The sequence below is a fragment of the Streptomyces yangpuensis genome, assembly GCF_001005295.1.
GTDB classification, from domain to species: domain Bacteria; phylum Actinomycetota; class Actinomycetes; order Streptomycetales; family Streptomycetaceae; genus Streptomyces; species Streptomyces yangpuensis.
The window spans coordinates 382735-396753 of sequence record NZ_LBMK01000001.1; the positions used below are offsets into that span (position 1 = coordinate 382735).

A 14019-nucleotide genomic window follows, 5' to 3' on the forward strand; every position below is an offset into this window, starting at 1 on the left:
CCCCCCCCCCGCCACTCCTTCTACGTCGCCGCGGGCGCGGCCGCGGCCGCGCAGTGGAACCTCGCCGACGAGGCGGGCGGCAACGCCGCCGACGAGGAGCAGGGCAAGTACCCGGCCGCCTTCGGTCCGGGTGTCACCTTCGGCGTGCCCGGACCGGGCGGGACCATCGACCGCGCGGCCCGCTTCGACGGCACCGCCGGCAGCTGGGTCGACGCGGGCAGCACGGTGCTGGACACCCTCAAGGGCTTCAGCGTCAGCGCCTGGGTCCGGCCCGGCGACCTGAGCCGGGACATGACGGTGGTCAGCCAGGACGGCACCGGTGAGCCGGGCTTCGTCCTCGGCTACGACGCCACGGCCAAGACCTGGAAGTTCTCCATCCCGGCCGGCGACGTCGACACCCTCGGTGAATGGAAGGCCGTGTCCACCGGTGTCACCCCGGTCAAGGACCAGTGGGTGCTGCTGACCGGCATCTACGACGGCGCCGCGGGCAGGATCCAGCTGTACGTCGACAAGGACCTCAAGGGCGAGACGGTCCGCCGTTCGACCTGGAAGTCGTACGGCGCACTCCAGATCGGCCGCCACATCGACAAGGCGGGCTACGAGGACGCCTTCGTCGGTGACCTCGCCGAGGTCCGGGTCTTCAGCCGGCCGCTGCTGCCCGCCCAGATCACGGACATCAAGACGGTCCGCCCGGAGCGCAAGGGCTACTGGAAGCTCAACGCCGTCCAGTCCGGCGCCTCTCCCGAGGCCGGCGGCGGCCAGGCCCTGACGATGGCGGGCAACGCGGCCATCTACATCCCGAACCCCGACCCGCTGGCCGACCCGCCGCCGGTCGACGCCATGGTCGGCACCGGCCACCTGGTCCTCGACGGCAACGGGGACTACGCCTCCACGGCGGCCGCCCCGGTCACCGGAGCCACGAGCTTCACGCTCTCGGCGCGCGTCCAGATCGCCTCGCAGGACGCCACGGCCTCGCAGACCGTGTTCTCGCTGCCCGGTACGAACGCCAACCGGGTCCAGGTCCGCTACCAGGGCGCCACCAAGCGCTGGGAGCTGGCCGTGGCCACGACCGACACGGCCGGAGCCACGGTGAAGGCCTTCTCCGAGACCCAGGTCCTGCCGGAGACCAACCCGGTCGGCCAGCACCTTGCCGTCGTCTACGACGCGTTCGCCGGCCAGATCCGCCTGTACGTCAACGGCCAGCTGGCCGCGGCGCAGGGCGTGGACAACACGACCTGGGCCGCCACCGGCGGCCTCCAGGTGGGCCGTTCGCTCCGCGGGAACGCCGAGTACTTCGCCGGAGCCATCGACGAGGTCCGCGCCTACAACGGCGCCCTCGATCCGGTCTCCGTCGTCCAGCTCGCCGGCACCGTCGAGCTGACGGAGAGCTAGACCCTTCCCGGACAGGTGTGCCCGCCCCTCGCAGGGCGGGCACACCTGTCCGTTTCCGCAGCACCTTCCTGCCCCTCTTCTGTGGAGTGCACTGATGTCTCTACGCGGCCGATTGCTCAATCGGCGCATACACCGGCGAACACTGGGCTCGGTCGTCATCGGCCTGAGCCTCGCCCTGTCCGCCTCCTCCGTCCAGGCGCTGGAAACGGCCCCCGGCGGCACCAAGCGGCCCGGAGTCCAGAACTTCGGCGACCCCGTCAAGGGAACCAAGGCCAAGTCCAAGGGGCGCCCGGCGAACGCCACCGCGAAGGCGGCCGTCAAGAAGCTGGACAAGCCCGTCTGGCCCGGCACGGGCAGCGCCGAACTGGCCGTCCCGGCCACCGGCGGAACGCCTGCGGCCCAGGTGAAGGTGGGCGGCCTGCCCGTCACCGTCACCGCCCCGAAGGAAGCCGGCGCGAAGGCCTCGGCCACCTCCTTCTCGGCCGCCGCCATCGGCGGGGCCAAGCAGCCCGGCAAGGTCCGGGTCGACGTCGTCGACCCGAAGCGCGCCACCCAGCTCGGCGCCGGCGCCCTGCTGCGCGTCCAGCGGGCCGACCAGGCTGCCGACGGCGGTCAGGTCCGGCTGAACGTCGACTACGCGGCGTTCGCCGACGGCTTCGGCGGCAGCTACGGATCCCGCCTCCAGCTGGTCGAGCTCCCGGCCTGTGCGGCGGTCGCCGACCCCGGCACCGCGGCCTGCCCCGAACTCCCCAAGCCGCTCAAGACGGTCAACAACGCGAAGACGAAGACGGTCTCCGCGGACCTGACCGCTCCGGCGCGCCCGGCCGGCATGTCCGTGATGGCGGCCGGTCCCGCGGCGGGCGGCTCGATGGTGGCCCTCGCGGCGAGCGGCTCCTCCTCGCAGGGCAACTACGCAGCCACTCCGCTCGCCCCGTCGGCGAAGTGGAGCGTGTCGAACTCCTCGGGCGGCTTCTCCTGGTCGTACCCGCTGCGCACACCCCCGGTCCCCGGTGGCCAGGTGCCGTCGCTCGGCCTCGGCTACTCCTCCCAGTCCGCGGACGGCCGCACCTCCGACACCAACAACCAGGGCTCCTGGGTCGGTGAGGGCTTCTCGTACGAGCCCGGCTATGTCGAGCGCAGCTACAAGCCCTGCGCGAAGGACGGCCAGAAGACCTCCGCCGAGCAGTGCTGGGCCTTCGACAACGCCACCGTCATGCTCAACGGCTCGGCCACCGAGCTGATCAAGGGTGACGCCGACGGCAAGTGGCGGCTCGCGTCCGACGACGGCTCCAAGGTCGAGCAGCTCAACGGCGCCGTGAACGGCGACAACGACGGCGAGCACTGGAAGATCACCACGACCGACGGTACCGAGTACTACTTCGGCAAGAACCGTCTGCCGGGCTGGGCCACGGGCAACGAGGAGACCTCGTCCGTGTGGACGACCCCGGTCTTCGGCAACAACACCGGCGAGCCCTGCTACAACGCGACCTTCGCGAACGCCTCCTGCCAGCAGGGCTGGCGCTGGAACCTGGACTACGTCAAGGACCGCCAGGGCAACGTCATGTCGTACTTCTACGGCAAGGAGACGAACCACTACGCCCTGAACGGCAAGACCGACGTCAACGGCACCCCGTACACGGCGGGCGGCTACCTCAAGCGCATCGACTACGGCCAGCGCGAGGCCACCGTCTACTCCGCCAAGGCCCCGGCCCGCGTCGTGTTCACCACGAAGGAGCGGTGCCTGGAGACCGATACCTTCAAGTGCCTCCCGGCCGACTTCAAGACGGCGAACGCCGCCCACTGGCCGGACGTCCCGATGGACCGCTACTGCGCGCCGAACACCAAGTGCAATGCCACCCAGGTCGCGGCCTCCTTCTGGACCCGCCAGCGGCTGACCGGCGTCACCACGCAGATCCGCAAGGACGCCACGACCTACGACGACGTCGAGGCCTGGACGTTCACGCACCAGTTCACCGACAACGGTGACCAGTCCAAGACCCTGTGGCTGTCCAAGATCGACCACGAGGGCCGCAGGGGCGGCACCGCCAAGGTTCCCTCGGTCGAACTGATGGGTACCCAGCTCAAGAACCGGGTCGACGGCCTGAACGAGAGCATCGATCCCTTCTACCGCTTCCGCCTGTCCACCGTCCTGAGCGAGACCGGCGCCCAGCTGGACGTCAACTACGCCCCGGCGGAGTGCACCAAGGACACCCTGCCCAAGCCGGGCGAGTCCACCAAGCGCTGCTACCCGGTCGTCTGGTCCCCGCCGGGATTCCTCGAACCGATCACCGACTGGTTCCACAAGTACGTCGTCGCCCGGGTCATCGAGACCGACCGGACCGGCGGCGCCCCGGAACAGGTCACCGAGTACGACTACCAGGGCCCCGCGGGCTGGCGTAAGGCCGAGCCGGACGGCATGACCGAGGACAAGTACCTCACCTGGGGCGGCTGGCAGGGCTACGGCAAGGTCAAGGTGACCACCGGCGGCACCGCCACCACCAAAACCCGGATCGACTACACGTACCTCCAGGGCCTGGACGGCGACAAGAAGCCGGACGGCACCGCCCGCTCGGTGACGGTCGCCGACTCCGAGGGCGGCACGTACACCGACCACAAGGAGTTCAGCGGCCACGAGCTGGAGTCCGCCACCTACGACGGCGACAAGCTCGTCTCCAAGGTCATCAAGACCCCGATGCGGCACTACACCGCGACGGACACCAACACCTGGGGCACCAGCCACGCCTCGCTCACCAGGACCGTCAAGACGCGCGGCTACACGGTGACCGAAGGCGGCGACGGCCGTCGCGAGTCCGAGTCGAACGCGACGTACGACCTGACGAACGGCACCGGCCGGATCCTGCAGGCGGAGGACCTCGGCGACCTGTCGACCACGGCCGACGACACCTGCACCCGCACGTCCTACGCGGACAACGCGGCGGCCAACATCCTCGGCGCGGCCTCCCGGGTCGAGTCCGTCTCGGTCAAGTGCGCCACCACCCCCGACCGCAGGACGCAGGTGATCTCGGACGAGCGCACCGCGTACGACGGCCTGGCCTTCGGCGCCGCGCCCACCGTGGGCAACGCGACGCAGACCGAGCGCATGACGTCCCACAACGGGACGACGGCCACCTACAAGGTCACCGGTACGACCACGTACGACGCCTTCGGCCGGCCCGCCTCGCAGACCGACGCCCTGGGCGCGGAGACCAAGACGGCGTACACCGACGTCAACGGCCTCATCTCCCAGACCAAGGTCACCAACGCCCTCGGCCACGTCAACACGAGGGACTTCGACCCCGCCTGGGGCCTGTCCACCGGTCAGACCGACCCCAACGGCAAGCGCGGCGACCTCGCGTTCGACCCGCTCGGCCGCCTGGTCTCGGTCTGGCTCCCGGACCGCTCGAAGAGCGGTGGCCAGACGCCGAGCATCAAGTACAGCTACAACTACCGTCTCGACAAGCCGGTCTCCGTGAAGACCGAGAAGATCGAGATCGACGGCTCCTACGGCGCCGAGTACGAGCTCTACGACAGCCTGCTGCGTCCGCGCCAGAAGCAGACGGAAGGCCCCTCCGGCACCCGCATGGTGGCGGACACCTTCTACACGCCGACCGGCAAGATCGCCAAGGTCAACGCCACGTACAACGCGGCGGGTGCGGCCTCCGACGAGCTGCTGATCGTCCGCAACGGCGACGTCGGCGCGCAGACCCTCTACGAGTACGACGGCCTGGGCCGCACCACCGCCCAGATCAGCGCGGTGGCCGGCGGTGAGCAGTGGCGCACCACGATCGTCCACGGCGGCGACCGCATCCACGTGGACCCGCCCGTCGGCGGCACGCCCACGACGAGGCTGACCGACGGCCAGGGCCGGACCACCGAGGTACGTCACTACAAGGGCGCCTTCCCGGTGCCGAACGGTCCGACCTCGGGCTACGACACCACCAAGTACTCGTACACGCCGACGGGCAAGCTCAAGCAGCTCACCGACCCGGCGAACAACGTGTGGACCTACAAGTACGACCAGCTCGACCGGCCGGTCGAGGCGATTGACCCGGACTCGGGCAAGCGCACGACCACCTACGACGCGGCCGACCGGCCGACGTCCACCACGGACGCCCGCGGCAAGACGGTCTCGACGGTCTACGACAAGCTCGACCGCGTCCTGACGACGTGGGACGGCCCCGCGGACACCGGGACCAAGCTCACCGAGCAGCGGTACGACAAGGCGGGCTGGCTGGGCAAGCAGTGGGCCTCGCTGCGCTACGTCAACGCGACGGAGTACTTCGCCTCGGTCACCCAGGCGATGGACGAGTTCTACCAGCCGCTGAAGACGGCCTACACGGTCCCCGCCTCCTCCGGCACGGGCCTGGCCGGCACCTACGTCTTCGCCAGCGCCTACAACCGTGACGGCACCAAGCAGAGCGACTCGCTCCCGGCGGCGGGCGGCCTCGACGCCGAGACCCTCGCCTACGGCTACGACGACATCCAGCGCCTGAAGAGCATGACGGGCACGACGTCGTACGTCACCAACGCCATCTGGTCCGGCCGCACCCTCCTGCAGCAGCTGGAGCTGAACAACGGCGGCAAGAAGGTCTGGCAGACCTTCCAGTACGAGACCGGTACCGACCGGCTCATGAGCTCCAAGGTGGACGTCTACGGCTCCACCACGGGTCCGGTGAAGGAGTCGAACTACTCCTACGACCAGATCGGCAACGTCCGGTCCATCGCCGACGTCGCCGGCAGCGGCACGCCCGACCTGCAGTGCTTCGCGTACGACTACCAGGCCCGCATGACGGAGTCCTGGACCCCGGCCACCACCAAGGCCGCGGCCGCCGCGTCCGGCACGGTCGGCAGCCAGGTCCCGGTCTCGGGCTCGGGTCCGGCGGCCTGCAACACGGCCCCCGGCTCCGCCGCACTGGGCGGTCCGGCCCCGTACTGGAACTCGTACACCTTCGACTCGGTCGGCAACCGCCTCACCGAGACGGCGCACGACACCGGGCTGAACGCCACGAAGGACGTCAAGCGCACCTTCACCTACAAGGCGGGCAGCCACCAGGTCCAGAAGGTCGTGGAGAACACCCCGACCGGTGACCGCCAGTACAGCTACGGCTACGACGCGGCCGGCAACACCACCACCCGCACGATCGGAGGCAATACCCAGACCCTGGAGTACGACGCCCTCGGCGACCCGGTGAAGAACAGCCGGCCGGACGACGTCACCACGCCGGGCACGAACGAGGCGTCGGAGACGACGTTCCTCTACGGCCCCGACGGCGGCCGGGTCCAGCGCAAGGACGCCACCGGTACCACCGTGTACCTGCCGGGTATGGAACTGCGCCTGGACGCGGGGACGACCACGGCCAAGGCGACGCGCTACTACGCCTTCGCGGGACAGAGCGTCGCGATCCGCACCCCGGACAAGAAGCTGTCCTTCCTGGCCTCCGACCACCACGGCACGGCCGAGATGTCGATCGACGCCACGACGGGCGCGGTCACCCAGCGGCGCATGGACCCCTACGGCAACAGCCGCGGGACTCCGCAGGGCACCTGGAAGGGCGAGAAGGGCTTCGTCGGCGGCACGATCGACGCGTCCACGGGCCTCACGACGATCGGGGCCCGCGAATACGACTCGTTCCTGGGCAAGTTCATCACCCCGGACCCGGTCGTCGACACGAATGACGCGCAGCAGCTGAACGCGTACGCCTACGCGCACAACCGCCCGGTCTCGGCGAGCGACCCGAGCGGTCTGTACGACCCGGACATGCGGGAGTTCTGCCGGGGCCGAACCGACTGCACGGGCGGCAGGTGGACCCCGAAGCCGGACAAGAATCCCGACCCGCCGACCACGGAGGCCGAAACCAACCTTCGCAACGCCGAGGGCGAGCACAACCGCACCAAGACGAAGATCAAGAACGCCGTCAAGCAGATCACCAAGATCCTCATGGACGAGCTCGGTGTGACGGCGGCTCTGGACTGCTTCTCCAGTGGCGACCTGGGCGCGTGTGGTGAAACAGCGCTCAACATCGCGAGCAGCTTCGCCGGCGGCATCGCAGGCAAGGTCCTCAAGAAGTACGGGTGGCCGACCGAGTGGAAGAAGGCCGGCGCCCTCATCAAGAAGCTGGGCGGGCTCGCGCTCGACCTGGTGGACGGGGTCAAGACCTGGTTCAAGACCTCGGAGAAGGTCGAAAAGGCCAAGGGAGCCCTGGCGGCGGCCAAGGCCCGGTTCAAGGGATCCGGCGGCAGCTGCCCCGTCCCGCACAGCTTCCTGCCGGGCACCGAGGTCCTTCTCGACGACGGATCGACGAAGAAGATCGAGGACGTCAAGGTCGGGGACCGTATCACCACGACGGACCCGTCCACCGGCGAGACGCTTACGCGCGAGGTCGTCGGCACGATCGTCACCCGCGACGACAAGCATTTCGTCGACCTGACGATGAGCACCGCATCGGGCGAAGCGGCACTCGTCTCCACCGTCACCCACCCGTTCTGGGTTGAGTCGGAACAGCGTTTCATCGAGGCCGGCGATCTCAAGCCGGGAATGCGCCTGCGTACGCCAGACGGTGACACGGTTCCGCTGACGGGGCTGCGCTTCTTCGAGGAACGCAGCCGGACTCACGATCTCACCATCGACGGCATTCACGCGTATTACGTCCTTGCAGGGGAGACCCCCCTGCTGGTGCACAATCAGGATCAGGCCTGCCCGACCCCTCGCGGATACCCGAACCGTGAGCTTCCGAGGAACGCCCGCTCCGGTGAGCCGTCCCCCGATCCGGCTGCCGAGGGATACCCGCACACCCAGCTAGGGGTGAAGAAGAGCAAGCGCAATCCGCCATATGCCCAGGCGCGAGAATTTGATGCGGACGGGAAGCCCGTCAGAGACGTGGACTTCACCGACCACGGGCGTCCCCAGAACCACGACAATCCGCACCAGCACACTTGGGATGAGAACGCCACCGGTGGAACCCGGAGCCGGTCGGGCCCCAAGCCCATGGATTAGAGGTGACCGATGAGTGACTTCATTGAGTTTCCGATGCATGACGACAAGGGAGGGGTGCGCCACCTCGACGATCTGCTGTCCCTGGTCCCGGACAATGACTGGACATGGAGCGTGCTCGAATTCGATGGAATCGGACACGGCCCCGCGGAACAGGGCTACGCGGAATTCCGGGAGAAGGTGAACGCCTCGCCTCAGGGGTACGTAATGTCATGGCCGGAGGTGGCTGAGTTCTCCGCCGGCATCCGCCAGTACTTCGACCTGATCTTGGTGGCGGCGAGCAATCGCGACCTGCTCAGCGCGGAGAGACTCGAGGCTCAGGACTTCGGCCAGTGCCTTGTGGTCTTCACCGCAGGTGACAGCACTTGGTGGGCCGTGCGAGTCGACGAAGCAGTCGAGGCGGCCTCCGGTCTCGTGGCCGGCCTCCGGGCCCGCTACGGAGTCGCGCAATAGGTGGGGGCCCCGGTTTGACCCATCAAACCGGGGCCCGTAACCTAGGTCGCTGGCGTGTCTACGTGCACGCCATCCACTGAGCACCTCACCTCCCGCACCGCCTCGCGGCGCGGGGGAGGCCGGTCTGCGGGTTCCCGCGGGGCCGGCTGGCTTCAGGGGTTCCCGAATCGAGTGAGAGAGAGATCCGCGTGTACGCCATCGTGCGCAGCGGTGGTCGCCAGCACAAGGTTGCTGTCGGCGACATCGTTGAGGTTGACAAGATTTCCACTGCCAAGGTTGGCGACACGGTCGAGCTCTCGACCCTGCTCGTTGTCGACGGCGACGCCGTGACCAGCGACCCGTGGGTCCTGGCCGGCATCAAGGTCACGGCCGAGGTCGTGGACCACCACAAGGGCGCCAAGATCGACATCCTGCGCTACAAGAACAAGACCGGCTACCGCCGTCGCCAGGGTCACCGCCAGCAGTACACGGCGATCAAGGTCACCGGTATCCCCGCGGCTGCGAAGTAAGAGGGACTGAGACATGGCACACAAGAAGGGCGCATCGTCCACCCGGAACGGGCGCGACTCCAATGCCCAGCGGCTCGGCGTGAAGCGCTTCGGCGGTCAGGTCGTCTCCGCCGGCGAGATCCTCGTCCGCCAGCGCGGCACCCACTTCCACCCGGGCTCGGGTGTCGGTCGTGGTGGCGACGACACGCTGTTCGCGCTGCAGGCCGGTTCCGTGCAGTTCGGCACGCACCGTGGCCGCAAGGTCGTCAACATCGTTCCGGCCGCCTGATCCAGCTTCGGCTGATCGAGCGTTCGTAACTTCCCGAGGGCGGATCTCAGCTCTTCCCGGCTCAGGCCGGGAAGAGAGGTCCGCCCTCGGCGCGTTGTCCCATAGACACGTTTAATGGCAGCAAGGCCTGCCACCGGACATTCCGGACTATCACCGCTGTATCTGGAGGAACAACCATGACCACCTTCGTGGACCGCGTCGAGCTGCACGTCGCCGCGGGTAACGGAGGCCACGGCTGCGCCTCCGTTCACCGGGAGAAGTTCAAGCCGCTCGGCGGCCCCGACGGCGGCAACGGCGGCCGTGGCGGCGACGTCATCCTGGTGGTGGAGCAGGCGATCACCACCCTGCTGGACTACCACCACAGCCCGCACCGCAAGGCCACCAACGGCAAGCCCGGCGAGGGCGGCAACCGCTCCGGCAAGGACGGCCAGGACCTGATCCTGCCCGTTCCGGACGGCACCGTCGTTCTCGACAAGCAGGGCAACGTGCTCGCCGACCTCGTCGGCCAGGGGACCACCTACGTGGCCGCCGAGGGCGGCCGCGGCGGCCTCGGCAACGCCGCGCTCGCCTCCGCCCGCCGCAAGGCCCCCGGCTTCGCCCTCCTCGGCGTCCCCGGCACCACCGGCGACATCGTGCTGGAGCTCAAGACCGTCGCGGACGTGGCGCTGGTCGGCTTCCCGAGCGCCGGCAAGTCCTCGCTGATCTCGGTGCTCTCCTCCGCCAAGCCGAAGATCGCGGACTACCCCTTCACCACCCTCGTCCCGAACCTGGGCGTCGTCACCGCCGGCTCGACCGTCTACACGATCGCCGACGTCCCGGGCCTGATCCCCGGCGCCAGCCAGGGCAGGGGCCTCGGCCTGGAGTTCCTGCGGCACGTCGAGCGCTGCTCGGTGCTCGTGCACGTCCTGGACACGGCCACCCTGGAGACCGACCGCGACCCGATCGCCGACCTCGACGTCATCGAGGAGGAGCTCAAGCTCTACGGCGGCGGCCTGGAGAAGCGCCCGCGTCTCGTCGTCCTCAACAAGGTCGACATCCCCGACGGCCAGGAGCTCGCCGACATGGTGCGCCCCGACCTGGAGGCGCGCGGCTACAAGGTCTTCGAGGTCTCCGCTGTCGCCCGTACGGGCCTGAAGGAGCTCTCCTACTTCCTCGCCGAGGTCATCGCCAAGGCCCGCGCCCGCAAGCCGAAGGAGGAGGCGACCCGTATCGTCATCCGCCCGAAGGCCGTGGACGACGCCGGCTTCACCGTCGCCTACGACGAGGCCGAGGACGTTTACGTGGTGCGCGGCGAGAAGCCGGAGCGCTGGGTCCGCCAGACCGACTTCAACAACGACGAGGCCGTCGGCTACCTGGCCGACCGGCTCAACCGCCTCGGTGTCGAGGACGCGCTCAAGAAGGCCGGCGCCCGCGCCGGTGACGGCGTCGCCATCGGCTCCGACGAGAACGCGGTCGTCTTCGACTGGGAGCCGACCATGATGGCCGGTGCCGAGATGCTGGGCCGCCGCGGTGAGGACCACCGCATGGAGGCGCCGCGCCCGGCCACCCAGCGCCGCAAGGAGAAGGAAGCCAAGCGCGGGGACTCGGCGCAGAAGGAGTACGACGAGTTCCGGCCGTTCTAGGGGGTGTCCGCCCGGAGGGTTTGAAGGCGTCTTTATACGGGTCGCCTAGGATCCTCCGGGTGAACAGCAGCAACCTCCCCACGGTCTCCGTCGTGGTCATCGCGTACAACGACGCCGGGCTCGTGGGCGAGGCCGTCTCCTCGGCCCTCGCCCAGGGCCCGGTGGTCGCCGAGGTCATCGCGGTGAACGACGCCTCCTCCGACGGCACCGCGCGGGTGCTGGACGAGCTGGCCTCCGTCCATCCCCGCCTCAAGGTCGTGCACCGGACGGAGAACAGCGGCGGGTGCGGCACCCCCCGCAACGACGGGATCGCCGCGGCCTCCGGCCGGTACGTGCTCTTCCTCGACAGCGACGACATCCTGCCGCCGGGCGCGGCGGACGCCCTGGTGCGCACCGCCGAGAAGCACAACGCCCCGGTCACCGTCGGCGCGGCCGTACGGCGCGAGCTGCCCCAGCACCACGACGTGCCGTGGATGCCCGGTCTCTACACCCCGGGCGACGTCATCGAGCGCCCGGCGGACCGGCCCGAGATCGTCCGCGACACCCTCTGCGTCAACAAGCTCTACGAGCGCGCCTTCCTGGAGGAGCACGGCCTGCGCTTCCCGGACGGCCGCTTCATCTACGAGGACTTCGTCTTCACCTCCCGCGTGCTGGCCGCGGCCCCCCGCATCGCCGTCACCGGCGACCTCGTCTACGTCTGGCACGTGCGCCGCAGCGCTGCCCAGGTGTCGATCTCCCTGGACCGCAAGGACGTCGGGAACTGGCGCTTCCGCATCGAGGCCCACCGCACGGCCGCCCGGACCCTCGCCGCGGCCTCCCCGGTCCTCGGCAGCGCCTGCCAGGTGAAGTTCCTGGAGTACGACCTGCGCATGTACCTGCGCGAGCTCGGCACGGACCCCGACTACCGGGCCGCCTGGTGGACCCTCACCCGCGAGTACCTCGACACCTTCGCCGAGGCGGACGTCGAGGCGGCCGCGGCCCACGCCCGCTGGATCGTCCGGGTGCTGCGCGCCACCGCGGCGCCGCCCGCCGACGTCGAGCGGCTCACCCGCCTGGCCGCGCAGCCGCCGCGCCTGCTGCCCCCGTACGCCCTCGGCGCCTCCGGCGAGCCGGTGTGGAGCGAGGACCTCCCCGTCGAGCTGGACGGCCTGCCGACGCTGCCGGCCGAGGAGCTGCCCGTCACCGTCGACGCCGAGCCGGCCGGCCGCGGCGCCGTCCGGATCCGCGTGCACGACCTCTACGGACGCCTCGCCGAGGCCGGCCCGCAGACCGCCCGGCTGAGCTTCATGCCCCGCGCCGGGGGCGAGCCCGTCCTCGCGCACCCCGTCGAGCTGCTGCCCGACCGCAGCGGCGGCTGGACGGCCGTACTGCCGTTCCGGCTCGCCGACCTGGCCGTCACCGGCCGCCGCCAGGGGCTGCGCAGGATGCAGGCCTGGAACGTCGGGGTGGGCGTGCAGTGTGCCGACGGGAGCTCGGTGCACACCTCCCTGCGCCCCCGCGGCCGGCTGCTCCGCCGTCGGGCCCTGCCCAGCAGCCGGTACGGTGTTCTGCTGGCGCAGCCCTACCGGACGGGGGCCGGCGCCCTCGCGCTGCGCCTCGCGCCGGGCGCCGAGGGAGCCCTGCAGCTCGTACGCAACCGCCTCCACCGGGCCCGGGCGGCCCGGGGGGCGGGCTGAACCGGATGCGCCCCGCTGCGCTTTCCCCACCGAAGTCGGACAGGACCAAGGAGATACACATGACGTTTCTGATCACCGGTGGCGCCGGTTACATCGGCGCGCACGTCGTCCGCGCGATGCTGCTCGCGGGGGAGGAGGTCGTCGTCCTCGACGACCTGTCCACGGGCAACGAGGACCGCGTCCCGGAGGGCGTCCCGCTGGTGGTCGGTTCCGTCCTGGACCGGCTGGTGCTGGAGAAGACCATCCGCGAGCACAAGATCACGGGTGTGGTGCACCTGGCGGGCAAGAAGCAGGTCGGCGAGTCCGTCGAGAAGCCGCTGTACTACTACCACGAGAACGTCCAGGGCCTCACGGTCCTGCTCCAGGCCGTGGCCGACGCGGGCGTGCGCAACTTCCTCTTCTCCTCCTCCGCCTCCGTGTACGGCATGCCCGACGTGGACCTGGTCACCGAGGACACCCCGTGCGCGCCGCTGAGCCCGTACGGCGAGACCAAGCTGGCCGGCGAGTGGCTGGTCCGCGCCGCGGGCAAGGCGCACGGCATCTCCACCGCCTGCCTGCGCTACTTCAACGTGGCGGGCGCCGCGACCCCGGAGCTCGCGGACACCGGCGTCTTCAACCTGGTGCCGATGGTCTTCGAGCGGTACGACGCCGGCGAGGGCGCCAGGATCTTCGGAGACGACTACCCGACGCCGGACGGCACCTGCATCCGCGACTACATCCACGTCGAGGACCTGGCGGAGGCCCACGTGGCGGCCGCCCGCAAGCTGGCCGAGTGGGCCGCGGCCGAGGACTACAAGGACCTCACCGTCAACATCGGGCGCGGCGAGGGCGTCTCGGTCGCCGAGATGGTCGAGCTCCTGAACAAGGGCACCGGACACGACCGCGCCCCGGTGATCCTCCCGCGCCGCCCCGGCGACCCGGCGAAGGTCGTGGCCTCCGCCGACAGGATCAACACGGTGCTCGGCTGGAAGGCCCGCCACGACGTCAGCGAGATGGTCACCTCCGCCTGGGCCGGCTGGGAGGCCAACAAGGTCGCCCGCAAGGACGCGCACCGCGACGTCCACAAGGCCTGACGGGTACCGCCCGCCGTACGACGAAGCCGCCCGCC

At 69.9% G+C, this 14019-nt stretch carries 8 protein-coding genes; all 8 read left to right on the top strand.

Going from position 1 to position 14019, the window contains the following annotated elements:
- Positions 1-1392 (top strand): LamG domain-containing protein (locus AAT21_RS01660; RefSeq protein ID WP_046774915.1); only part of this gene is annotated, 1392 nt, incomplete at its 5' end.
- Between the two features lie 94 nt (positions 1393-1486).
- Positions 1487-8386, top strand: coding sequence for an RHS repeat-associated core domain-containing protein (locus tag AAT21_RS01665; protein WP_079025382.1), 6900 nt, complete (start codon positions 1487-1489; stop codon positions 8384-8386).
- A gap of 9 nt (positions 8387-8395) precedes the next feature.
- Complete coding sequence (locus AAT21_RS34300; RefSeq protein ID WP_052757613.1) at positions 8396-8836, top strand: hypothetical protein; 441 nt, start codon at positions 8396-8398, stop codon at positions 8834-8836.
- Between the two features lie 188 nt (positions 8837-9024).
- A complete protein-coding gene (gene rplU / locus AAT21_RS01675) occupies positions 9025-9345 on the top strand; it encodes a 50S ribosomal protein L21 (protein ID WP_015033583.1) in 321 nt (106 codons plus the stop codon).
- Between the two features lie 13 nt (positions 9346-9358).
- Positions 9359-9613, top strand: a complete 255-nt coding sequence (gene rpmA, locus AAT21_RS01680; protein ID WP_030840805.1) for a 50S ribosomal protein L27 — start codon at positions 9359-9361, stop codon at positions 9611-9613.
- A gap of 176 nt (positions 9614-9789) precedes the next feature.
- Positions 9790-11235 carry a GTPase ObgE gene (gene obgE, locus AAT21_RS01685; RefSeq protein ID WP_030840809.1) on the top strand — a complete coding sequence of 482 codons (1446 nt, stop codon included), beginning with the start codon at positions 9790-9792 and terminating at the stop codon, positions 11233-11235.
- Positions 11236-11294: 59 nt separating this feature from the next.
- A complete protein-coding gene (locus AAT21_RS01690) occupies positions 11295-12911 on the top strand; it encodes a glycosyltransferase family 2 protein (RefSeq protein ID WP_046774916.1) in 1617 nt (538 codons plus the stop codon).
- A gap of 59 nt (positions 12912-12970) precedes the next feature.
- Complete coding sequence (gene galE, locus AAT21_RS01695) at positions 12971-13984, top strand: UDP-glucose 4-epimerase GalE (protein ID WP_046774917.1); 1014 nt, start codon at positions 12971-12973, stop codon at positions 13982-13984.
- The last annotated feature ends 35 nt before the right edge of the window (positions 13985-14019 follow it).

Bases quoted from the DNA above. Each gene is read 5' to 3' on its own strand.
- rpmA (WP_030840805.1), top strand. From the start codon at position 9,359: ATGGCACACAAGAAGGGCGCATCGTCCACCCGGAACGGGCGCGACTCC.
- AAT21_RS34300 (WP_052757613.1), top strand. From the start codon at position 8,396: ATGAGTGACTTCATTGAGTTTCCGATGCATGACGACAAGGGAGGGGTG.
- galE (WP_046774917.1), top strand. From the start codon at position 12,971: ATGACGTTTCTGATCACCGGTGGCGCCGGTTACATCGGCGCGCACGTC.
- obgE (WP_030840809.1), top strand. From the start codon at position 9,790: ATGACCACCTTCGTGGACCGCGTCGAGCTGCACGTCGCCGCGGGTAAC.
- AAT21_RS01665 (WP_079025382.1), top strand. From the start codon at position 1,487: ATGTCTCTACGCGGCCGATTGCTCAATCGGCGCATACACCGGCGAACA.